Origin of the sequence: Novosphingobium sp. 63-713 (genome assembly GCF_001898925.1) — a bacterium.
Lineage (GTDB): Bacteria > Pseudomonadota > Alphaproteobacteria > Sphingomonadales > Sphingomonadaceae > Novosphingobium.
On sequence record NZ_MKVS01000027.1, the window covers coordinates 279,126 to 301,197 of the forward strand.

Below are 22,072 nucleotides of genomic sequence, written 5' to 3' on the forward strand. Positions count from 1 at the left end.
GGCAAGCAAGAAAAACTTGGGCGGGGGTTGAGGGGCAGGAGTGCAGGTGCCTCCGGCGGGCAAAGGGACTTGTCCCTTTGCAATCCCGTCATGGGGTGGTGTGTGGTTGGCAACTTGGGCTGCGTGGACGCATTCGCTCCTGAATAAAGCGTCCGGTACTACAGGGTATGAAAGGCTGCCAAGATGGCTGAAATGTTTGGGGAAGCAGACGGTCCGCTAACGGCTATTTCTTACACCGCACCAACCGGACAACGCGGTTATCGGAATTAGTGTAGCTGAGCGTTCGCTTGTCCCGCGAGAGGCGTAGATTTAGACGCCCTTTCGAAACTTCACCTTCTTCGCTAAAATCGCCGGTCGCCGTCCAATTCAACACATCTGGTGTCAAAATCCGTTTCGGTGTGAATACGGTTTCCCAGAAAACTGCATTGCCCGGACGGACGATGACGCGACTATCGCTGTCGTCCGAAGGCAGTGCGCAATGGCCCTCTACGTCCCAAACCCCTCTCATCTCTGAAGGCATCGACGGAAGTCCGACGTGGTTCGAAACGGCGAGCGCAAGGGCGAAGATCATTCGGCAACAATGTCAGGCCGCGCACGGATTGGCAAACTACAAACGTCCGCAATCGGGTCGGCACCGGAACGGCCATTTTTCCTGCCTAAGGGGCCAATAGCTGCCCTCCGCGACAAACCTGACCCAATGGGCTGCTATCAGGGTAGTTGTCGGGCTTGGGCTATAGCGACCGAGTTAGGGGGAGCGGACGTTTGGACCCGTCGAGGGTTCAATTGGATGCTTGCGATGCTCTGGTAGCCAATTTCATCAATGTGCAGCGTTCGGCTTCCAATCGCGCATCCGCAGATGGTTTTCTTTGATTGAAATACCCGACCATCTCCGCAGTATGATCTCTTAACATTCCCCGCGTTATTTCGCCGCATACTGGGGCTAGGACTGAGTGTGCCGCGCAGGAATCCAAACTGCCGAGTAAAGGTCTTGGGAGGTGGGTCAGATAAAGAATTGGGCCTCCACGGGCGGCGCTAATCAGCCTGTCTCCCCAAGCGGTATCCATGTCCATTTGGAGGTCTTGGATGGGTTCTTCCGCCAAGTTCAACTTCAAATCAGCAATTTGCTTTTGCGGATTGAAACATTTCGAAGTCATATACCGACTCATAAGAATAAATCGGGAATTCTGGATCGGGAAATCGTCTGACAAGGCACCTGACAAGTCGAGCAACCTCTCGGCTGCAGACCTATCATCTCGTGGGCCGTCAGAAGGCATACTCCAAAAGAGAGAGCCAAACGCGCCAGCCATGATCGGCGCCAAAGTGATCGTGAACACCACGCCAAGACAAAACCACAAGACAGGGCCACGCTTGAACATAGAAAGGAACAATTTCGCCATGCTCCATTAGTCTCACAAGTAAATTATGTCCGCAATGACGCCTTGCCCCGAAAGGCGGGTCTGTATCTGAAATGACGGAAAAGCCGACATCGCTCTCTGGCTGCGGATTTGTCCACTCGCCCTTGCGTTGAAAAACTGTGGTTTTGAAAAGCCGGCGCCGTGGCGAAATAGAGCAATTGAGCGCCGCAGGCTTTCCAACCATCGTCCATCAACGCCAAGTCACCGTTCGAGCGCAACAAAACAGTAACGGGATTGCAAAGGGATAAGTCCCTTTTCCCGCCGGAGGCTATCCTCTATTACTTCCCCATACCCCATCCATCTTGACGCCCCACAGTATCAATGAGACGCTTTCCTCCAAAACACAGGGGGAATACGATGGCAAAATCCATTCTGTTCTTTGCCGACGGCACATGGCAGGGCGCCGATGGCGGCAACCGTTCCAATGTGCTGGCCCTGTTTCAGGCGCTGGCGGGCGAGAATACGCTGGGCGGAGCGCGTGATGATGAACAGGAGAAACTCTTTCCCGGTTCCGACGAGACGCCGCCTTACGTCGCCAAATATATTCATGGGGTGGGCGATGGCGGCAATTGGTGGAGCAATCTGGTAGGCGGGGCCTTTGGCGCGGGGCTGATCTTTCGCGTGCTGCGCGGATATACGTTCATCAGCCGCCAGTATCAGCCGGGCGACCGGATCTATCTGATTGGGTTCAGCCGGGGCGCCTATACGGTGCGCGCGCTGGGCGGGTTGATCGCGCGGATGGGTTTGCTCGACTGGGCGGGACTGGGGCTGGAAAATGTGGCCAACAATGCGCTGGGCCAGCGTTACGCCAGCGCGGCATGGCACAATTACATGGTGCTGCGAAAAGCTGAAGAGCCGCCCGCCGATCTGTTCGGCGCCTTGCAGATGATGATTGCCGAGGGCGACCAGCAGGCCCGCGATGCGCGCGAATTGACCCCGCGCTTTATTCCCGATGTGACCATCGACACGATTGCCGTATGGGACACGGTGGGCGCGATGGGCATTCCCAAGCCGATCCTGATGAGCAAGGCGCGCCACGATTATCTGAAATTCATCGACAACAAGCTGAGCGACAAGGTTCGCCATGGCCTGCATGCCGTGGCCATTGACGAGCGGCGGCGCGATTTCACCCCCACGCTCTGGGCGCCGCGCGACGGGGTGGTGCAATGCCTGTTTGCGGGCGCCCATGCCGATGTCGGGGGCGGCTATCCGGACCAGGGCGACAATGCCGCGCTTTCCACCATCGCGCTGCACTGGATGGCCGCGCAACTGGGCCTTGATGACGGCACGCGACCGGGCCTGCGCTTCACGCTGAACGCTTTGTCCGACCGCGCCCATCTGGGGCCAAGCCACCGGCCGTGGGATCTGCCCGCTTACTGGCTGCGCAAAAAGAATGACCGCGAATTGCCGTGCAAGGATCCGGTGATGGACTGCAGCCACCTGCCCTATGCCGATGCGGTCAAGATGCGTCTGGGGCAACAGGTCATGGTGATTTCCGACGGCTGGTTCGGGCGGCGCACCATCACCTATCAGCCCGCTCCGCTGACCGCCGGGGGCTATTTCAACGCCGCGACATAAGGGCAATCCCGTGGGGCAAAATCCATCGGTTTTTAAGCATACTCTCCGATAGTTTGTTCAAACCGTCTTATGTTTGCCTCGCTCTCTGCCCGCATTCTTTGCCTAGGCGCCCTTGTCGTTGCGGCGTTGGCCTCTTTTGCGGCCATTCTTGTCGATTCCGCGCAACAGGCGGGCGAAGCTGTGCAATGGGTCAACCATTCCTCGGCCGTGATCGAGCGGACGCAGATTGCGCTGAACCAGTTGCGTTCGGCCGAATCAGGTACACGCGGCTATGTCCTTACCCACGCGCCTTCTTTCGCCACCACCTTTGAAGAAGGCGTGAGCGGCGCCGACGAGAACATCGGGCGGGTCGTGACCATGACCCATGACAATCCGCCCCAACATGACCGCGCGCAGGAACTGGCCAAGCTCATCAAGGAGCGCGGAGCCATGCTGCGGCAATCGGTCGATCAGGGGCGCCGGGGCGATTTCCGCATCGCCCAGTCCAAGATTGCGGGCGGTCAGGGGCGCGAATTGATGGATGCCATCTCGGTGCGCGCGCGCAGTTTTCTGGATAATGAGCGCGCCCTTCAGGCCAACCGCACCGATGCGGTGAACGCGCGCCTGCAATGGTCGCAAGGGCTGGCGCTGGGGGGCGCGGGGCTGGTGGCCTTGCTGGTGGTGATCGGTTTCGTGCTGCTGATCCGGGGCATCGACCGCCCGCTGGCCGCCATGCTGCGGGTGATGACCGATCTGGGCCACGGCCGGCGTTCGGCGCGGATCGTCGAGGCCATGGGATCGCGCGAATTTTCCCACCTTGCCCAAAGCTATAATGAAATGGCCGACCGGCTGGAGCGCGCCGTGGCCGATCAGGTGTCGAGCGAGACGCAATTGCAGGAGGCCAATGCCGAATTGCAGCGCAATGGCCATACGCTGCGCCAGCGCGGCGAGGTGATCGAAATGCTGGGCGGGATGGCCCACCGGATGCAGGCGGCCCGCACCGATGACGAGCTGGCCCAGATCATCCGCGTTTTCGTGCCGCGTGTGCTGCCCGGCATTCCCGGCGCGCTCTATGCCCACAACAATTCGCGCAACCTGTTGATACCGATTGCCGGATGGGGCGGGATGGAGGCCGATCAGGAAGGCTTTGCCCCCGAACAATGCTGGGCGCTGCGCCGGGGCCAGAGCCACTTTCTGCGCGAGGTGGGCGCCGACATCGTGTGCAGCCATGCCAATCCGCAAGAAATCTATCATTGCGAACCGCTGTTGGCGGGCGGCGAGGTGATCGGCGTCCTCTATCTGCATGGTACGGTCGAGCATGAAACGCGCTTTCGCCTGACGGTGCTGGCCGAAAACATCGCTTCGGCGCTGGTCAACCATCGCCTGCAGCGCTCACTTCGCGAACAGACGATCCGCGATCCGCTGACCGGCCTGTTCAACCGCCGCTATATGGAGGAGACGCTGACGCTGGAAATCGCCCGCGCCACCCGATCGGGCGTGCCGCTCAGCGTGGTCATGTGCGATATCGACCACTTCAAGCGGTTCAATGACGAATTCGGCCATGATGCGGGCGATGCGGTGCTGCAGGCCGTGGCCGGAGAATTGAAAAGACAGTTCCGCAGCGGCGATGTCATTTGCCGTTTCGGCGGCGAGGAATTCACCATCATCGCGCCGGGCACCACCGCGCAGGTGCTGCAGGACCGTGTCGAACAGGTGCGCCACGCCGTGGGCGAAATCAACGTGCGCCAAAAGGGCCGGACACTCGGCCTCATCAGCATGTCCTTCGGCATCGCCAGCTGGACCTCGGGCATGGACGCCAATGGCGAGTCCCTGATCCAGGCCGCCGACATCGCGCTCTATCAGGCCAAGCGCGAGGGGCGGAACCGGGTGATCGTGAACGGGACGATGGGGTAATTCAGCGGCGTTGAAGGGGCCTCCGGCGGGCAAAGGGACTTGTCCCTTTGCAATCCCAGCGTTGTCGGCGTGGCGCTATTGGGGGCGTTATGTGCCGGGGTGAGGCGGCGGGTTTGAAGGCCGCTGCGCAGCGGGGCAATGTCGGTTAAGTTAGGGGGAGCTGACGTTCACAACCAAGGGGAAAAGTGATAGCCCGTCGCCATGCCTATGACTGACGACATTTACTGGACCACTGACCATGAGGCATTTCTCAGCGTGCCGGGCGGGCCAGAGATTTTTGATTGGTTCGGTTTCACCCCTTCGTTTCACGATGCCGCCCTGGAAAAATTAGAGTTGGCAACTGGTACAGCGTCAATTGTCCTAAAGGCGTTCCGAATGACCAAAGAGATCGATGCCAAAGGGCATTTCGTGCTGGATAAGCACGCTTTGGTAACCTTCCAACTATCGGGAGTAACCGGAATTCAACTGGAGGGCGAATCTGGCGTCATCATTTCAGATTTGGGTATACGCCGCCTGACAAACAAGCCGAGTGGATGGCATGACCGGGCGGGTCCAAACGTAGGCGATTTTGAAGTGGCTTGGGAAAGCTGCTGGGGATTTGACGGAGCTTTATTCGCTCGCGAAGTCACCTTGGGAATTCAGCCGACCTAACCCTAAGAATATCCGCAATGTTGTCGTCTCCGGAAAGTCTCTTTCCCTCCCGCAAAGCGACATAATGGCGATTGCCATCCCAAACTCCCTCTCCCTTTTGCCCGCCAAAGGCAAAACCACCAGCCCCACACGCAAAAAGGGCGGCCCCATGGGAGCCGCCCTCTCTGTTCGGTCGGAAGATCCGACCGGCGCATGTTGAAGTCTTACTTGACTTCGACGGTGCCGCCGGCTTCCTCGATCTTCTTCTTGATGTCTTCGGCTTCAGCCTTCGACACGCCTTCCTTGATCGCCTTGGGAGCGCCTTCGACCAGCGCCTTGGCTTCGGTCAGGCCCAGGTTGGTGATCGCGCGGACTTCCTTGATGACCTGGATCTTCTTGCCGCCGTCGCCGGTCAGGATGACGTCGAATTCGGTCTTTTCTTCAACCGCAGCAGCAGCTTCGCCGCCAGCGGCAGGAGCAGCAACGGCAACAGCGGCAGCAGCCGACACGCCCCAGGCTTCTTCCAGAGCCTTGGCAAGGTCAGCGGCTTCGAGGACGGTCAGAGCCGACAGTTCTTCAACGAGCTTGGCGATATCAGCCATGATAATTACTCCAATGTTGTTTACCGGGCGGCGGAGGCGCCAAACCCGGAAAAATAGGGTTCAAAAGTCTTACCTGCACAGAGATGGACGGGCCGCGGCCCGGCGCAAATCTTACGCAGCGTCCTTGTCGGCATAGGCCTGGAACACGCGGGCCAGCTTGGCCGCCGGAGCGGTCGAGAGCTGAGCCAGCTTGGTGGCCGGGGCCTGAACAAGGCCGATAAGCTTGGCGCGCAGTTCGTCGAGCGAGGGCATCGAGGCCAGAGCCTTGACACCTTCAGCGTTCAGAACGACGTTGCCCAGCGACCCGCCGACGATCTCGATCTTGTCGGTCGTCTTGGCGAAGTCCACCACAGCCTTGGCAGCGGCAACCGGATCGACCGACCACGCAAGCGCGGTGGGGCCGGTCAGCAGGTCGCCGATACCTTCGTACGGGGTGTCCTGAGCAGCAAGCTTGGCAAGACGGTTCTTCGCAACCTTGTAGGTGGCGCCAGCTTCGCGGATCTTGCCGCGCAGCACAGTCGACTGTGCCACGGTGAGGCCGAGGTTGCGGGTGACAACCACCACGCCGACCTCGTTGAAGACCGCGTTGAGCTGGGCGACCGATTCGGCTTTCTGCGAACGATCCATGCCTTACTCCTTCACAAATGGCCCATCGGCAAAAGCCTCCGGGCCGGCTACTTTGTCCATGCAGGACGCGCCGAGGCGCATCCGCAGGGGCGGTTGGGTCCGTGACAAAGGGAAGGAGTTGCGACAGGCCGCCCCAAAGGAGCATGGCCGATAAGCCGCGATAGGGGCGAAAACGCCCATAATCTCTTTTCCCCGTCTAGGCTGGAAATTAAGCGGGGCCAATTCCCCACACCAACTGTCTCGGACGGAAAAGCCTGCGGGCGGACCCGCTGACTTCCGGGGCGCCATTAGCAGATGGAGAAGCGGAGTCAAGCGCCCCTTTCCTAGCGAGTTGTTAACCATCGAGGCCGTAATCCTTGGCCCATCGGACGGGGACACCCCCCGCCCCGCGTATAAGGCCAGCCGCTTTGACCACGAACGCCGCCATTACCGCCCCCGATCAGGGTTCGCTCGACCGCGCCTTTGCCCGCGCCAATCCGCGCGTGCTGGACCGGATCGAACAGGGGCTGATCCTTGTGCTGTGGCTGGCGCTGGTCAACCGGGTGGCCCATTCGCTCAACGGCTATGCGCCGCTGGCGCTGATTTCCGAAACGGCGGTCATGGCCTTCACGCTGATCCGCCGCCCCACCGGCAACATCTCGCTGCGCCTGGGCGACTGGCTGCTGGCCATTGCCGCCACCGCCGCGCCGCTGATGATCCAGCCGGGGCTCGACATGTTTCCCAAGATCGCTCCGCTGGGCATCGCGCTGGTCCTGCTGGGCAACGTGGTGCAGGCGCTGGCCAAACTCTCGCTGCGCCGCAGCTTCGGCATCGCACCCGCCAACCGCGGCGTCAAAAGCGACGGCCTCTACCGCTTCGTGCGCCACCCCATGTACGCAGGCTACCTCGCCGTCCACATCGGCATCATGATCCTCATGCCCAGCCTCCTCAACCTCACCCTCTACACCATCGGCTGGTGGGCCCAGATCCTGCGCCTGAAGGCCGAAGAGGCCCTCCTGTCCCAAGACCCCGCCTATCAGGCCTTCATGGGCAAGGTCCGCTATCGGCTGGTGCCGGGGGTGTTTTGAGAGGGGCGTGAAGGGGGCTTTTGACCTTTTCAGATGCCTCCGGCGGGCGTTTTTATGCCTCCGGCGGGCAAAGGGACTTGTCCCTTTGCAATCCCGTTACTGTCTTTGTTGCGCCAGATCGGCGGCGTTGTGTTCAGCGCTATAGATCGGATTTGAAGGCCGCTACGCGGCGGGGGATGTCGGCTAAGTTAGGGCAGCGGACATGTTGCGTCATCGCTGATAGACCGGAGTGTGGTGGGGAGCGGCCTTTCCCGTGCCCTGCCGTAAATGACGGTTTTCGGATAAGCTGGCATTCGAAAGCATCGCACGCCGCCACGGAAGGGTGCCTAACGGATGCCAAAGGGCTCAAGCTGCCGTTCAAAACTCACTCATCGACACAAAGCCTCGCCACTGGGCGGGGTAGCATGCCTGAATGAACCTGCTGAACTGGACGCTGCCAATTGCCTGAGTTAGGCAAAGGTAATGACTATTCCCTCCTTGACGGAAGCCCCAAACGGATGGGGTGCAGCGGTAGGCCTCTTGGCCTTACTAATCTTTTTTGCCTTTGTGTGGGTCGGCGCTCCAGAAAAGGGAAAGGTAGCTGCATTTTCATTTGTCGCTTTAGCAGGCGTGACGGGGCTGCATTGGTTGCATCGTGCGCAAACATGGTTTCGAGGCATCATTGCCGTTTTCCTGCTTTTGCATATCCTCCTGATTTTTATTCCTGATTGGCGAAATGAACGAGGATCTGCCCTGCTAACTTTCGGTCCGGCGGCGATACTCGACTTTGCCTGCATGACATTGGTGATTGCGTTATGGCTTAGGACAATTGGGCGGTAGGCGGCACAAATGCCAATGTCCGGCATCCGGCCACTCAGGATTGCCGGCAAGTAACCGCTTATGCGCACTCTGCTGCCGGGGCGCTCAACGGCAAGCAATGACCGGTTTTGGCGGGTGCTGCCGTTTGTAAGGAAATCTGGGAACGGCGAGACTTGGGGCGAATGCGGCCATCAACGCGATGTCCGCAATAGTACCGTGACCGGAAAGCCCTTCCTTCCCGCGAAGCGGCATAACCACCACTCCACCCCGCCCCCAAACGCAACACCGCCTTTCTGACGCAGCCAAGACATTATCGGGATTGCAAAGGGCCCCCGCCCTTTGCCCGCCGGAGGCACCTTTACCTTTTAACACCCCTCCCCCGCGCCGCACGGACCGCCCGCAGCGAGACCCCCGCCTCCACCCCTGGATAGAGCAACTTTGGCCGCCAGACCCGCTGGGAGAGGTAGATGCCATTGTGGCCGGAGCAGGCGTAGGCGGCATAGCAGGCAAGCGCGATGGGCAGGATCGGCCCCGGCCCGAAGAGTTCGAGCCCCATGAGGATGCAGGCGAGCGGGGTGTTGGCGGCCCCGGCAAAGACCGCGACGAAGCCGAGGCCCGCGAAGAGATCGACCGGCCCGCCCAGCACGCCCGAGAGAGCATTGCCCAGCCCCGCGCCGATGAAGAACAGGGGTGTGACCTCGCCGCCTTTGAAGCCAGTGGACAGGGTGATGATGGTGAAGAGCATTTTGAGCGCCCAGCTCCAGCCATCGATCGGGCCGGTGAAGAAGCCGGGGATGGTGGGCGCGTGGGGGTCGGCCGACCACACGCCAAGGCCCAGATAGGCTCGCGTGCCCAGCGCATAGGTCAGCGCGATCAGCACCAGCCCGCCGATGAAGGGCCGCGCCGGGCCATAGCGCACATGCCGCTTGAACCACCCGCCCAGCACATGGTTCGCCTCGGCAAAGGCAAGGCTGGCAAAGCCGAAGATCGCGCCCGCGATGGTGGCCTTGAGCAGGAGCAGCCCGTTCCAGCCCCCGGCATAGTGGATGGCATAGGGAGTATGGTGGATGCCCCAGGCCTGACAGGCCCAGTCGCCCGCATAGCCCGCAATCACACAGGCCAGCAGGCCGGGCAGATGCACCCGCCCGATGGCCAGCACCTCCAGCGCAAAGACCGCGCCCGCCAGAGGCGTGCCGAACACCGCGCCGAAGCCTGCCGCGATGCCGGCCTTCAACAGGACCTGAACTCCGGCCTCGTCCAGCCGCGCGATCCGCGCCGCCGCGCTGGCGATGCTGCCGCCCAGTTGCACCGCCGTGCCCTCGCGCCCGGCCGATCCGCCGAACAGATGCGTGGCCACCGTGCCGATGAACACCAGCGGCGCCATGCGCAAAGGTACCCCGCCGCCCGGCTCGTGGATCTCGTCGAGGATCAGATTGTTGCCGCCTTCGACGCTTTGTCCGACGCGGTGATAGAGCCAGCCGATGCCCGCCCCGCCCAGCGGCAGCAGAAACAGCAGCCAGGGATGATCGAAACGCGCCCGCGTGACGGCATCAAGGCTCCACAGAAAGGCGGCGCACAGCGTGCCGACCACGCAGGCCATCGCCAGCAGGACCGGCAGCAGAACGATCAGACGGGAGAAAACAGCGCGCATAATTCCACCTTGTTGCCCAAACAGCGAAAGGTAGGAATCATCAGCCTGTGACCCCAAGTTGCCCTAGGGCCGGGCGGTTCGGCCCAAAGGCCCGGCGGAAATCCATCGCCTTGGACGCGGCTTTGGCGCAAAGGCGGCCCTGCGTCAAGATGAGGCGTCAAGGCCGCGCCGCCAGCGTCCCGCTTCAACGCCCCCTTTAACGCATCGCCTTGACGTCCTCGGCTTTCACTGCGCCCTTGAACTTGTTGCCGAAATGGGTGCGGACATAGTTGACCACATCGGCCACCTGTTGATCGGTCAGCATCGTGCCAATGGGCGGCATACCGTTCAGCCCCTTGACCACCACCATCGCCGGATAGGCGCCAATCGCCAGCTTCGGATTGCCCGCCAGCGCGGGATAGCGCCCCGCGCCCTCGGCCCCCTTGGCGTCGGGCATATGACAGGCGGCGCAGACGCGGGTGAAGATCTGCTCCCCGCTCGCCTCGCCCAGCATCCGCGCGCCAAAGGCCGCATCGCCCGCCGAAGCAGCAGCGGCGGGGCGGGCGGGGGCCTGAGCCTGTGCGACCGACGACGCCCCGATCAGGGCCATGCTCAAGATCAGTTTCTTCATGTCTCTCACCCCGCGATAACCCGTTGATGCAGCCGCGTGATCGCGTCGATGGCCGAGGTGATACCCCCCTCCTGCCAGCCGCCGTAATAGGAGGCATGTTCGCCCGCCAGCAGGATGCGTCCGTCAAACTTGCACAGGTTCTTGTAATGCTCGGCGCGCGTCTGCTCGGTCCACGAACCGAAACAGCCCAGCGTAAAGGGCACCCGGTGCCATGCCACCGACACGCCGTTCATGAACTCGCCCCTGTATTGCGGGTGGATCTGCGAGCCCCATTCCAGCACCTTTTCGACGCGCTGCGCAGGGGTGCTGGCGGTCAGTTCATAGCCCGCCGCCCCGCCGACATAGCAGCCCAGCAGCACGCCCGGCCCCTTGTCGCCATAGCGGGTGGAGGGATAGGAGATTTGGCTCATCGGCAGGTCGGTATAGGTGATGCCGCCATAGATCTGGTCGTCCTGCTCCCAGAAGCGACGCTTGAATTCCAGACCGACCTTGACGCTGGTGCTGTAGGGCACGGCGCGGATCGCGGCGTCCAGTTCAGGGCTGACATTCATCTCGATCTGGGCCAGCACCGGCAGGGGAATGGTGCAGAGGCAGTAATCCGCCGCAGCCTTCATCACCGCGCCGCTTTTCGTGTCCTTATAGGTGACAATGACGCCCTTCTCGTCCTGATGGATCGCGGTCACCTTGCTGTTCTTGCGCACCATATGGCCCACGGCGCGCTCGAAACCCTTGGCCACCTGCCCCATGCCGCCGACGGGCTGGAAGATGGTGGAAAGGTGATCCCATTGCAGATTGCCGCCGATGGAGCGCCAGAGGCCCGAACGCAGCAGCGTCTGCACATCAATCGGATCGGAGGGTTCGGGCACCGCCGAAAGGCCCCCACCCGGCTCCTTGTCATAGCCGCGCCGCCCGCTGCTGGCCGCGCCCTTCACATAGCGCATGTTGCGATCGAGCGCGCCCCATGAACGCAGCGCTTCGAGCAGGATCTCGCCATCCTCCTTGCTGACCGTCTGCGCCAAAGCCCCGGCATTGACCGATCTAGCCAGCAATTCACCCACATGGCCGTAGAAATCCGCCTGAATATGGCGATAGCGCTGGGGCTTGCCGCCGAACGCCTTGGTGTTGTGGACATAGGCGTTGTAATTGACCTGCATGAAGGGTTCGAGCGCAACGCCCAACTCATGGCAGTAATGGATCAACCCATGGTGGTGCCATGGAATGCGCCACGGGCCGGGGTTGATGTAATTGCCCGGCGCGAACCGGCACGTCTGGGTCGCCCCGCCCAGTTCGGTATAGGTGTCGCCGCCCTGCAGGGTCCATGAACGCCCGCCCACACGGTCGTTATATTCCAGCACCTGAACCTTGTACCCCGCGCGGGAGAGTTCGAGCGCGGCGGTCATCCCCGCCACGCCCGCGCCGAGGATCAAAACGCTCGCGCCCTTGTTGTCGCCCTCCAGCTTGGGCGGGCCTTTGAAATCGGATGCCTTGGCCTGATCCATGCTGGACATGGCCATATACATTGCCGAAGCGCCCGCCGCCGTGCCGATCATCGAGAGCAGGTCGCGCTTGGTCATGGGCATAATGGGTTCGTTCATCGCGGCGCCCCCCTTATGCCGCCAGAGCGCGCTGATGCAGGCGCGTGATCGCGTCGAGCGAGGAGAGCAGCGCGCCCTCCATCCAGCAGCCATAATAGGAGGCATGTTCGCCCGCCAGAACGATGCGCCCGTCCATTGAGACGAGGTTCTGGTAATGGGTCGCGCGGCTTTCCTCGGTCCACATGCCACAGCAGCCAAGGATCCACGGCATCCGGCTCCACGCCACCGAGGCCCCGTTCATAAATTCGCGGCGATATTCTTCTGGGTGGAACACGCTGCCTTGCGCCAGCGCGGCCTCGATCCGCTTTTCCGGCGTCATGCCCGCCAGCATGTATCCGCCCGCGCCATTGGCAAAGGCGCCCAGCAGCACGGCAGGCTTGTCCTTGAAGAAATCGTAATTGGGATAGGAGATGAGCCCAATTGCCTGATCGGTGAAGCTGTGGCCGCCATAGATCGAATATTTCTCTTCCCAGAAGCGGGACTTCATTTCGAGGCCGATCTTGACCTGACCGCTATAGGGAATGGCCTTGATCGCGGCTTTCTTGGCGTCCGAAACCTGAATGTCCAACTGGGCAAGGATCGTGGCGGGCAAGGTGCAGACCATATAATCCGCCGTGGCCACGCCCGTCTTGCCGGTGACCGTGTCGGTCCATGTCGCCGCGACGCCCTTGTCATCCTGCTTGATCGAGGTGACCTTGGTGTTCAGGCGGACCAGCTTGGCGATCTGTTTGTAGAAACCCTTGCCGATCATATCCATGCCGCCCTTGGGCTGGAACATGGTGGTCTGCATCACGTAGTTGAAATAGAAGCTCATCTGCGTCCAGACATGGCTGGACAGGACATCGGACAAGCCGTTGATCTTGGACGGGGTGGGCGCGCCATTGACGCCCCCGCCCGGCGCGCGGTCATAGCCGCGGCGGCTCGACACATTGAGGTTGCTGGTGAATTTGAGATCGCCGTCCAGCGCCCCCCATTCGCGCAGCGCCGCGATCAGCTTCTCCTTGTCCTCCTTGCTGACCGCGCTGTCGAGCGCACCGGCATTGAGCGACTTGCCCAGCAGTTCCGACACATGGCCGGTGAAATCCACCGCCAGTTCCTTATACCGCTGCGGTTTGCCGCCAAAAGCGTCCTTCCGGTGAACCATGGCATTGTGGTTGAGCTGGATAAACGGTTCCAATTCCACCCCGAAGGCCTTGCAGTAATGCAGCAAGGTGCGGTGGTGATGCGGGATGCGCCACGGGCCGGGGTTGAGGTAATTGCCCGGCTGAAACCCGACATTCTGGGTCGCGCCGCCCACCTCGACGATCTTGTCGCCGCCGCGCACCGAATAATTGCGGCCGCCCGGCCGATCCTGATATTCCAAGACCTGAACCTTATAGCCCGCCTTGGTCAGCTCATAGGCCGCCAGCATACCCGCCAGCCCCGCGCCCAGCACCAGCACGCTGGCCCCGGCACGCGCGCCTGACAGTGCGGGCGGGCCGGAAAACTGCGTCTCGGCCGCATGGCCCAGCGCCGTCATCGCCTGATACATGGCAAGGCCGCCCCCCGCGCGGCCGATCATCGTCAACAGGTCGCGGCGGGTCTGGGGCGAAAGATCGCTGATCATGATGCGTCCTTTAATTGCGGAAATTGCTGATTACTGGCCACACGCGTTCAGACAGTCGCGCTTGGGCGCTGGGCCGGTGGCCACGCGCTTCACATCGGCGACGGTCACGATGTCGTGGTAATCGTTGAAATGGCCGCGCACGTAATTGACCACGGCAGCCATCTGTTCAGGCGTCAGGATCTCGGTGAACCACGGCATCCCGCCGCGCCCTTTCAGCAAAAGGGTGATCGGATAATCCTTGTCGGCCAGTTTGGGATTGCCCGCCAGCGCCGGGATTACGGCCCCCGCGCCGCCCCCGCCCTTGGCATCGGCCATATGGCAGGCCTGACAGATTTCCTCGTAAACCTGCTTGCCCTCGGCCGAGATCTGGACATTGGTGGTGCCGCCTGCGGTGTCCTGCGCCGTGGCCGGGGCAAAGCCGGCCACGCCCAGCGGCAGACATGCCGCCAGCGCCAAAAGCCAGCGGCGTTTTGTTGCCCCCGACGCCCTGTTTACAGCGTCATCATCCGCGGCCCCCGCCGCCTCATCCTGTTTCCAAGCGCCCATGGCCGCAAATGTGCCATTTTCCGCGCCGCGTCCTATGCCGCTTATTGCGTATGGCAATAAGCGGCCGGGTCATGTTGATTAGAGCTTAACCTTGGGCTTGCGACAGCACCAGCCGCATCGCCTCGATCGCGCGCTGGCGCTCGGCCGGGCCCTTGATATGGCTCAGTTCATCCTTCAGCGTGGCGGCAAAGGCGGCATAGTCATTCTGCCAGTCATGGCCCATCGCCTGCTGGATATCGACGCGCCCGGTGGTCAGCCGTTTGGCGGGCGCCCCCGGCGTCAGCCCATAGGTTTCGCCCAGCGCCGGGCGGATGATCGAAAGGCCCGCATCCTTCTGCTGCATCAGCGCGGCCAAGGCCTCGATCCCCTCCGGCTCGCCATGCGAGAGGATCAGGCTGCCCCGGATCGGTTTGCGCGCGCGGATCCATGCGGCCAATTCGCTCTGGTCGGCATGGGCCGAATAGGTGTCGATGCGGCGGATGCGGGCGTGGACCGAAACCTCATTGCCGGAAATGCGCACGCGCGGCGCCCCCTCCAGAATGACCCGGCCCAGCGATCCGGCCGCCTGAAAGCCCACAAACAGCACGGTGGATTCGCGGCGGCACAGATTGTGTTTGAGATGGTGGCGGATGCGCCCGGCCTCGCACATGCCGCTGGCCGCCATGATGATCGCGCCCGAGATCGTGTTGAGATGCATCGAATCGGCCGGGTCCTCGACATAATGGACCGAGGGGTGGCGAGCGATGTCGATGCCGTCGAGGTCCTCCAGTTCATCGGCATGGGCGGCAAAGACGCGGGTGGCGCGGCTGGCCAGCGGGCTGTCGACAAAGATCGGCACGCCGGGAATGCGGTTGGCCTCGGCGAGATGGATGATGTCGATCAGCAGTTCCTGCGTGCGCTCCAGCGCAAAGACCGGGATCACCAGATTACCGCCGCGCACCAGAGCCGCCTTGATTTCCGCCTCCAGCGCATCGCGGCGCTGGGCAATGGTGATATGGTCGCGCGTGCGATTGCCATAAGTGCTTTCGCAGACCACATAATCAAGATCGCAAGGCCCTTGCGCATCGGGCTGCAATTCCTTGTTTTCCGGGCCGATATCGCCCGAACAGAGCAGGCGCACGCCCGCCGCCTCGATTTCGGCCGAGGCGCTGCCCAGAATATGCCCCGCAGGCCACAGGCGGGCGCGGAAACCGGGAGCCGGTTCAAACCATTCGTTCAGGGGCACAGGCCGCGCCGCGCGCCATGCCGCCAACCCGTCGCGCTCGGTATAGAGCGGTTCGAAATGGGCCGCGCCGCGCCGGTCGGGGCGGCGGTTGCGGCGGGTGGCGTCGCCTTCCTGAATGCGCCCGGCATCGGCCAGCATATATTCGAGCAGGTCCGCCGTGGGCCGCGTACACCAGATCGGCCCCTGCCACCCCATCGGCATCAACCGGGGAAGCAGCCCGCAATGGTCGATATGCGCATGGGTGAGCACGACTGCGGCAATATCGGAAGGATCAAAACCCAATTGCCCGTGGTTAAGCGTTTCGAGCGTCCGGCTGCCCTGAAACAGCCCGCAATCGACAAGGATGTGCTTGCCCCCCTCTCCACGCGCCAGTTCCATACAGGAGCCGGTCACGGTCTGGGCCGCGCCGTGAAAGGTGATCGAAAGCGGGGGCTGCGCTGTCATATGTCATCCTCGGTTATGTTTTGCCAAAAGGTTAGGCGCAAGGGACGCGCCCGGCAAGTCCGGGATGTGGCGGCAGATCTAAGGCGATGTCTTTGCGCTGGATCTAAAGTTGGGCCCCGCCGTTCGTAGAGTTACAGCGATATCAAGGGAAAGGTGCCTCCGGCGGGTAAAGGGCGGGGGCCCTTTGCAATCCCGTTAATGGGTGGCGCTCGCTTCATGGCAAAGCGACTGTCCGCGAAGCGGCTTAAATTATTGCCTCCGGCGGTGAGGTGTTACGCCCCGGTTGAACTGCGGCGCAACATGGACAGTATCGGGATTGCAAAGGGCCCCCGCCCTTTGCCCGCCGGAGGCAAAACCCCCGATCACATCACAACCAGACCTTTATCCCCAACACCACACCGGCAGACGATGCCGATTTTCCCTCGGCGCGGACATAATCGGCGGTGCGGCCGAGGGATGAGGTCCACAGCACGCCGACATAGGGCGCGAATTGGCGTGTGAATTCATAGCGCAACCGCGCACCGACTTCGATGCTGGTCAGCCCGCTGCCCAGTTCGCGGTCGGGCTGATCCTGCACCGAAAAGTTCACTTCGCCGCGCGGCTGGAGGACGAGGCGGCGAGTAATGCGCTCATCGACAGCTCGATGCGGCCGGTAACCTCGCCGCGCTGCGAGACGAACAGTGCGCCCTGAATGTCGAAGCGATAGGGCGAGAGGCCGTCGATGGCCAGCATGGCATGGGTGCGCTGCGGTCCGGGGCCGAAATCCTGACGCAGGCCCCCGCGCAGGTTCCACCATGGACCAAGCGCGCGGGCATAAAGCGCCTGTACCTCGCCTTCCTTGAAGCGGCCTTTTTCGCCCCCATTGTCAAAATCGCCCTCGCCGCGCGTGGCGACGACGAAGCGGTTGACGTTGCCCGTCCATGCCTCGCCCTCGAAATGATAGCCCTTGTCCGGGCCGGTCACGCGCACTTCGGCCAGATCGGCGCGGAACTGGCTGTAGGTCAGGTTGCCATGCTCGTTCATCATCACCGCTTCGGCCCGCGCCATGGCGGCGGGATCAAAGTATCGGTCGGCCAGCCGGTCATGCGCGGGCGCGGGCGCAGGCGCGCTGCCGGGGCTTTGATCGGTGCCGGTCTCCTGCGCATGCAGGCCGGTTGCGGAGAGGGCAAGCGCGAGGCTCAGAAAATACCGCATCTTCATGCCCCCCGCACCTTGACCACGCGCATCATCCCCATCGCCATATGCAGGAACAGATGGCAATGCATCGGCCAGTCGCCCTCGATCGCGGTTACGTCGAAACTCACCTTTCCTCCGGGCTGGACAATAACGGTATGTTTACGCGGGGAACGGTCGCCATGGCCGGTTACCAGTTCGAAAATATGGCCGTGCAGATGGATGGGATGGCCCATCATCGTGTCGTTGATCAGCGTGATGCGCAGCCGCTCTCCGGTCGTCCAGGTGACGGGATGATGCGCCTCGCTCATGGTCACGCCGTCAAAGGACCAGAGATAGCGGTCCATGGATCCGGTCAGATGCATCTCGATCTCGCGCTGCGCCGCGCGGGTGTCGGGGTTCTGCTCGGGCGCGACCAGATCGCGATAGGTCAGCACGCGGTGGCCGATTTTATCCAGACCCAGCCCCGGATCACCGGTGCGGTCCACCGGCATGGGCGCGATCATATCCACACCCGGCCCCAATTTGACATCGGGCGCATTGGCCTGACTGCGCATCGACATATCCATGCCGCCCCCACCATGCGACATGTCCATGTCCATCCCCATGTCGCGCATGGTCAGCCGCACCGGCGCGCGCAGAGGCGGCACGGGCGCGGCGAGGCCCGGGCGCGGGGTCAGCGTGGCCCGCGCCATGCCCGAACGGTCCATCGCCTCGGCGGCCACCGTATAGGCGCGATCCTGCGGCGTGATGAGCACGTCATAGGTCTCGCCCGGACCCATCTGGAATTCATCGACCTCCACCGGCACGATCGGCTGGCCGTCGGCGGCGATCACCTTCATCGCCAGATCGGGGATGCGGACGTTGAAAAACGTCATGCTGCCCGCGTTGATGAAGCGCAGGCGGGTGGGCGCGCCGGGCGTGATCGGGGCGGTGAAATTATCGGCCATGCCGCGCCCGTTGATGAGGTATCGGAACACCTTGCCGGTGACATCGGAAATATCGGCCGGGTCCATCCGCATCTTGGCAAATTCAAGGCGGGTCTTCAGCGGCTGATCCTTGCCCGCGATCAATCCGGCCAGCGTTTGCGGATAGCGCGCATAATGGCCCGGATCGACTTTCAACTTGCGCAGGATGCCGGCGGGATGAACATAGCTGTGGTCGGACAGGACCATGACGTGATCGTGGGCGGGCGGAGCGGGGTCTGCTGCGGCGGGCTCGATGACGATCGAACCATAGCAGCCCATCATCTCCTGCAGGCCCGAATGGCTGTGATACCAATAGGTGCCGTGCTGGGTGATCGCGAATTCATAGGTGAAGCGGCCCAGCGCCGGGATGCCCGGAAAGGACACGCCCGGCACGCCGTCCATCTGAAACGGCAATTCCAGCCCATGCCAATGGAGCGAGGTGTCCTCGTTCAGCTCGTTGATGACGGTAATGCGCAGCTTCTGCCCCTGACGCAGGCGCAGGGTCGGGCCGGGGACGCCGCCGTTGATCGCCACCGCGCGCGCGGGGCGGCCATCGACCTGAATAATCGCCTGGCCAATGGTCAAGGTGATCTCCTCACCCGCCAGTTCGCGCGCGCCCGGCATGGCCGCGCCATGCGCCGTGGAGGCAAAACCGGCGCAGAGCGTGGTCAGAGCGGCGGCGCCCTGCAACAACTGTCGGCGGTGAAACTGGATAGCGGGCATCGGCGGATCATTCCTGCACAAAGGGATTTACCCTTCATACGCAGCCTTTGGCCCCACCCCTCGCACGGAAAGATATTTTTTGCCCGTCGGACGAGGCGCGCGGAAACCGTGATGGATTTGGCGAGAATAGGACCGGAGGATGACCTCGCGCGCCCGACACGCGGATCATGATGATCCAAACACTGTTCCCCTGCACCGTTTCCAGGCTCGGCGCATCGCGGCCGGCACCTTGGCGTTGTCGGCAGATTGCTCAATGCGCAGGATACGGTCGCCGTGTATGTGCCCGTCAAGCGACCAGTCCCGAATAAGCCGCAGGCCATGAAGCGACTTGGCGCAAAACATGTGATTCAATCTTGGGGATCATCGCATGGCGTTCAGGTTCATCGGATCGGTGCTTTTCGCGCTGGCCGCCTTATCGGGTTTTCACGCAGCGGCCGAAGCGCGCAGTTGGCATGGCGAGCGCCGGGCCCGGTTCGCAAAGTTCACGCCGCCTGCCGCGCCGATCCCCGGCGCGACGCTTTGGGATGGGCCGGATTATCCGGAGATGATCATCGTCCCACCCGGCGATTTCATGATGGGATCGCCGCCCCAGGAACCCAATCGCCGCGCGGACGAGGGACCGCAGCATCGGGTCCGCATCGCCCGCCCGTTCGCGGTGGGCAAATATGCCGTAACCGTGGGCGAATTCGCGCGCTTTGTGGCCGATACCCGCTATGATGCCGGGTCAACCTGCAAGACCTTTGAAGGCGGCCAATGGGACGATCACCGTCCCGCCCGCAACTGGCGCAATCCGGGTTTCATCCAGACGGCTGAAGATCCGGTGGTCTGCATGAACTTTGCCGATGCCCAGGCCTATGCCGCCTGGGTTTCGCGCAGGACCGGTCACCACTATCGCCTGCTGTCCGAAGCCGAATACGAATATGTCAACCGCGCCGGAACAACCACGCGCTGGTGGTGGGGGGACGAGATCGGCGGCAACCATGCGAACTGCAATGCCTGCGGCAATCCTGTGGCGCATGACGGCACAGTTCCGGTCGGCAGCTTCCCGCCCAACCCTTTTGGCCTTTACGAGACGAGCGGCAACGCGTGGACCTGGGTGGCGGACTGCTGGAGGCCCGACTATATCGCTGCGCCGTCGGACGGGTCGGCCTATCTTGGCGGCCCATGCGAACAGCATGCGGAGCGGGGCGGCGCATGGTTCTATTCGCCCGGCAACCTGCGCTCCGCGATCCGTATCAAGGACCCGAACGACTTGCGCAACTATCACAACGGCATCCGCCTGGCCCGAGAGCTTTGAAGGAGCGGGGACGGCCCTGCCCCCGATAGGCACCTCAGGGCAGACATCTCATGGCGGTCAGGGTCGTGTGGACGGCCTGATCCAAAGGCGTATGCGGTTCGGCGCCAAGGGTCGCGACGAGGCGCGCATTGTTCAGGCGAACCGGCTTCTGCCAGAGATAGCGCATTTCCATCATCTCACGCGGAGTTACGGCAAACAGCGCCGCCACGCGGATCAGCCACCAGGGCAAAGCCGCAACCCGCACCCTGGGTTGGCCCAGAACTTTCACGATCATGTCGATCATCGCCCTGCCGGTCGCATCCCAGTGGCCATCCATATGGTATGTTTCAAAGGACTGAAGCGTGTCGCGTTCGACAAGGCGCACCATCGTTTCTGCGACATCGGGCAGATAGGCCCATTGGTGCCCTGTCCCGCCCCTGCCCGGATTGCGAATGATGCCGGGGCGCGCGCCGGGCTTGACCAGCCCTTGGGCAAACCAGTTATTGGCCGCATCGGGGCCAAAGAAATCGCCGGCCCGCACGATCAGCACGCGCATATCACCGGTCTGGGCGGCAAGGCGCAGTCGCCGCTCCATCTCGACGCGGATCGCACCTTTGCGGGTCGATGGCCGTTGCGGCGCCGTTTCGTCGATCAAAGGAAAGGCATCCGGCCCGTAATTGTAAACCGTTCCGGGCAGCAGGACGCACGCAGCATTCGCGCGGGCCGCCGCAATGGTGTTGTCCAGCATCGGCAACACCAGCCTGTCCCAGTCGCGATAGCCCGGCGGGTTGACCGCGTGAACGATCAGTTGGGCTCCCTGCGCGGCATGGGCGACAGTTTCACCATTGAGCGCATCACCGATAAACGGAATAAGCCGAGCCGGTAGGCGCGCGGCGCTCTCTGCGCGAACCAGCGCCCTTACCGTCCAGCCTGCATCCAGCAGCCTGCGCGCCACAGCCCCGCCAATGCCGCCTGTCGCTCCCAATACCAATGCAATTCGTTCCATGTCTGCCTCCTCGTTTCACACGCAGGAAGGTGATCGACATGGTCCATCAACGAAATTGACAGAATATGGGCATTCACTATACGAAAATAGATGAGCACGGAACCGAGCTGGGATCTCTACCGCACCTTCGCCGCCGTACTGCGGGAGGGTTCTCTGTCGGCGGCCGCACGCGCTCTTGGCCTCACGCAGCCCAGTGTCGCTCGGCATGTCGAGGCGTTTGAACAGGCGGTGGGCGGCAAGCTGTTCCTGCGATCACAACGTGGCCTGTCGCCAACGGATCGCGCTCTGGCCCTGCAACCCTATGCCGAGGAACTGGTCGCGGCCAGCGCCGCCATGCTGCGCACCGCCTCGGCTGATCCGGAAGACATCGCCGGAACCGTTCGCATCAGCGCGAGCGAAATTGTGGCCGCCGAACATCTGCCGCCCATGCTGGCCGCGATCAGGCGTCAATATCCCAAGCTGTCGATCGAACTTGTGGCAAGCGATGCTGTCGATGATCTGCTGCAACGCCGCGCGGATATCGCGATCCGCATGGTCGATCCTGCCCAGCAGGCATTGGTCGCGCGCAGGATCGGCACGGTGCAACTCGGTCTTTATGCCCATCGCGACTATCTCGACCGGCGCGGCCTTCCGCAATCC

General features: G+C 62.4%; 19 protein-coding genes, 1 pseudogene and 1 riboswitch. Of the genes and pseudogenes, 7 read left to right on the forward strand and 13 right to left on the reverse strand.

Annotated elements, in window-relative coordinates; translation table 11 throughout:
* Positions 1 to 223: 223 nt before the first annotated feature.
* Complete coding sequence (locus BGP00_RS15410; RefSeq protein ID WP_292690931.1) at positions 224 to 571, reverse strand: hypothetical protein; 348 nt, start codon at positions 569 to 571, stop codon at positions 224 to 226.
* Positions 572 to 779: 208 nt separating this feature from the next.
* Positions 780 to 1,397 carry a hypothetical protein gene (locus BGP00_RS15415; protein WP_292690929.1) on the reverse strand — a complete coding sequence of 206 codons (618 nt, stop codon included), beginning with the start codon at positions 1,395 to 1,397 and terminating at the stop codon, positions 780 to 782.
* A gap of 375 nt (positions 1,398 to 1,772) precedes the next feature.
* On the opposite strand from BGP00_RS15415, the gene BGP00_RS15420 reads away from it, so the two are divergent.
* The 3 genes from BGP00_RS15420 (at position 1,773) to BGP00_RS15430 (ending at position 5,537) form a co-directional block, all read left to right on the forward strand.
* Entirely contained in the window at positions 1,773 to 2,993 is a 1,221-nt protein-coding gene (locus tag BGP00_RS15420; protein ID WP_292690927.1) for a DUF2235 domain-containing protein, read from the forward strand.
* 126 nt (positions 2,994 to 3,119) lie between these two features.
* Complete coding sequence (locus BGP00_RS15425) at positions 3,120 to 4,886, forward strand: diguanylate cyclase (RefSeq protein ID WP_310014347.1); 1,767 nt, start codon at positions 3,120 to 3,122, stop codon at positions 4,884 to 4,886.
* A gap of 207 nt (positions 4,887 to 5,093) precedes the next feature.
* A complete protein-coding gene (locus tag BGP00_RS15430; protein WP_292690923.1) occupies positions 5,094 to 5,537 on the forward strand; it encodes a hypothetical protein in 444 nt (147 codons plus the stop codon).
* A gap of 203 nt (positions 5,538 to 5,740) precedes the next feature.
* Here BGP00_RS15430 and rplL read toward each other — a convergent pair whose 3' ends face one another.
* Entirely contained in the window at positions 5,741 to 6,118 is a 378-nt protein-coding gene (gene rplL / locus BGP00_RS15435; protein ID WP_168603844.1) for a 50S ribosomal protein L7/L12, read from the reverse strand.
* Positions 6,119 to 6,229: 111 nt separating this feature from the next.
* On the reverse strand, positions 6,230 to 6,745 hold the full coding sequence (rplJ, locus tag BGP00_RS15440) for a 50S ribosomal protein L10 (protein ID WP_168603845.1): 516 nt from the start codon (positions 6,743 to 6,745) through the stop codon (positions 6,230 to 6,232).
* Positions 6,746 to 7,152: 407 nt separating this feature from the next.
* Between rplJ and BGP00_RS15445 the strand changes: the two genes are divergently transcribed.
* Both BGP00_RS15445 and BGP00_RS15450 read left to right on the forward strand, forming a co-directional pair.
* Positions 7,153 to 7,812 (forward strand): isoprenylcysteine carboxylmethyltransferase family protein, encoded by a 660-nt coding sequence (locus BGP00_RS15445; protein ID WP_210428498.1) that lies wholly within the window; start codon positions 7,153 to 7,155, stop codon positions 7,810 to 7,812.
* A gap of 462 nt (positions 7,813 to 8,274) precedes the next feature.
* The gene (locus BGP00_RS15450) at positions 8,275 to 8,631 is read left to right on the forward strand and encodes a hypothetical protein (protein ID WP_292690918.1); all 357 of its coding nucleotides are present in this window, start codon (positions 8,275 to 8,277) and stop codon (positions 8,629 to 8,631) included.
* A gap of 337 nt (positions 8,632 to 8,968) precedes the next feature.
* Here the strand turns inward: BGP00_RS15450 and BGP00_RS15455 are convergent, their stop codons facing one another.
* The 8 genes and pseudogenes from BGP00_RS15455 to BGP00_RS15495 form a co-directional block, all read right to left on the reverse strand.
* Positions 8,969 to 10,261, reverse strand: coding sequence for a chloride channel protein (locus tag BGP00_RS15455; RefSeq protein WP_292690916.1), 1,293 nt, complete (start codon positions 10,259 to 10,261; stop codon positions 8,969 to 8,971).
* A 24-nt stretch (positions 10,262 to 10,285) separates the two neighbouring features.
* A riboswitch (Fluoride riboswitch) is annotated at positions 10,286 to 10,380 on the reverse strand.
* A 77-nt stretch (positions 10,381 to 10,457) separates the two neighbouring features.
* On the reverse strand, positions 10,458 to 10,871 hold the full coding sequence (locus BGP00_RS15460; RefSeq protein WP_292690914.1) for a cytochrome c: 414 nt from the start codon (positions 10,869 to 10,871) through the stop codon (positions 10,458 to 10,460).
* 5 nt (positions 10,872 to 10,876) lie between these two features.
* Positions 10,877 to 12,466, reverse strand: coding sequence for a flavin monoamine oxidase family protein (locus tag BGP00_RS15465; RefSeq protein ID WP_292690912.1), 1,590 nt, complete (start codon positions 12,464 to 12,466; stop codon positions 10,877 to 10,879).
* Between the two features lie 13 nt (positions 12,467 to 12,479).
* On the reverse strand, positions 12,480 to 14,072 hold the full coding sequence (locus tag BGP00_RS15470; RefSeq protein WP_292690911.1) for a flavin monoamine oxidase family protein: 1,593 nt from the start codon (positions 14,070 to 14,072) through the stop codon (positions 12,480 to 12,482).
* Between the two features lie 30 nt (positions 14,073 to 14,102).
* On the reverse strand, positions 14,103 to 14,618 hold the full coding sequence (locus BGP00_RS15475; protein WP_292690909.1) for a cytochrome c: 516 nt from the start codon (positions 14,616 to 14,618) through the stop codon (positions 14,103 to 14,105).
* 85 nt (positions 14,619 to 14,703) lie between these two features.
* Positions 14,704 to 16,287 (reverse strand): MBL fold metallo-hydrolase, encoded by a 1,584-nt coding sequence (locus tag BGP00_RS15480; protein WP_292690907.1) that lies wholly within the window; start codon positions 16,285 to 16,287, stop codon positions 14,704 to 14,706.
* Between the two features lie 367 nt (positions 16,288 to 16,654).
* A pseudogene (locus BGP00_RS15490) lies at positions 16,655 to 17,487 on the reverse strand (copper resistance protein B).
* Positions 17,484 to 19,151, reverse strand: a complete 1,668-nt coding sequence (locus BGP00_RS15495) for a multicopper oxidase domain-containing protein (protein WP_292690905.1) — start codon at positions 19,149 to 19,151, stop codon at positions 17,484 to 17,486. The pseudogene BGP00_RS15490 and the gene BGP00_RS15495 overlap by 4 nt, the downstream one beginning before the upstream one ends.
* Before the next feature lie 367 nt (positions 19,152 to 19,518).
* On the opposite strand from BGP00_RS15495, the gene BGP00_RS15500 reads away from it, so the two are divergent.
* Positions 19,519 to 20,448, forward strand: coding sequence for a formylglycine-generating enzyme family protein (locus BGP00_RS15500; protein WP_292690903.1), 930 nt, complete (start codon positions 19,519 to 19,521; stop codon positions 20,446 to 20,448).
* Between the two features lie 34 nt (positions 20,449 to 20,482).
* Here the strand turns inward: BGP00_RS15500 and BGP00_RS15505 are convergent, their stop codons facing one another.
* A complete protein-coding gene (locus tag BGP00_RS15505; protein WP_292690902.1) occupies positions 20,483 to 21,433 on the reverse strand; it encodes an NAD-dependent epimerase/dehydratase family protein in 951 nt (316 codons plus the stop codon).
* Positions 21,434 to 21,523: 90 nt separating this feature from the next.
* Here BGP00_RS15505 and BGP00_RS15510 point away from each other — a divergent pair.
* A partial coding sequence (locus BGP00_RS15510; RefSeq protein WP_292925765.1) for a LysR family transcriptional regulator occupies positions 21,524 to 22,072 on the forward strand: 549 nt, incomplete at its 3' end.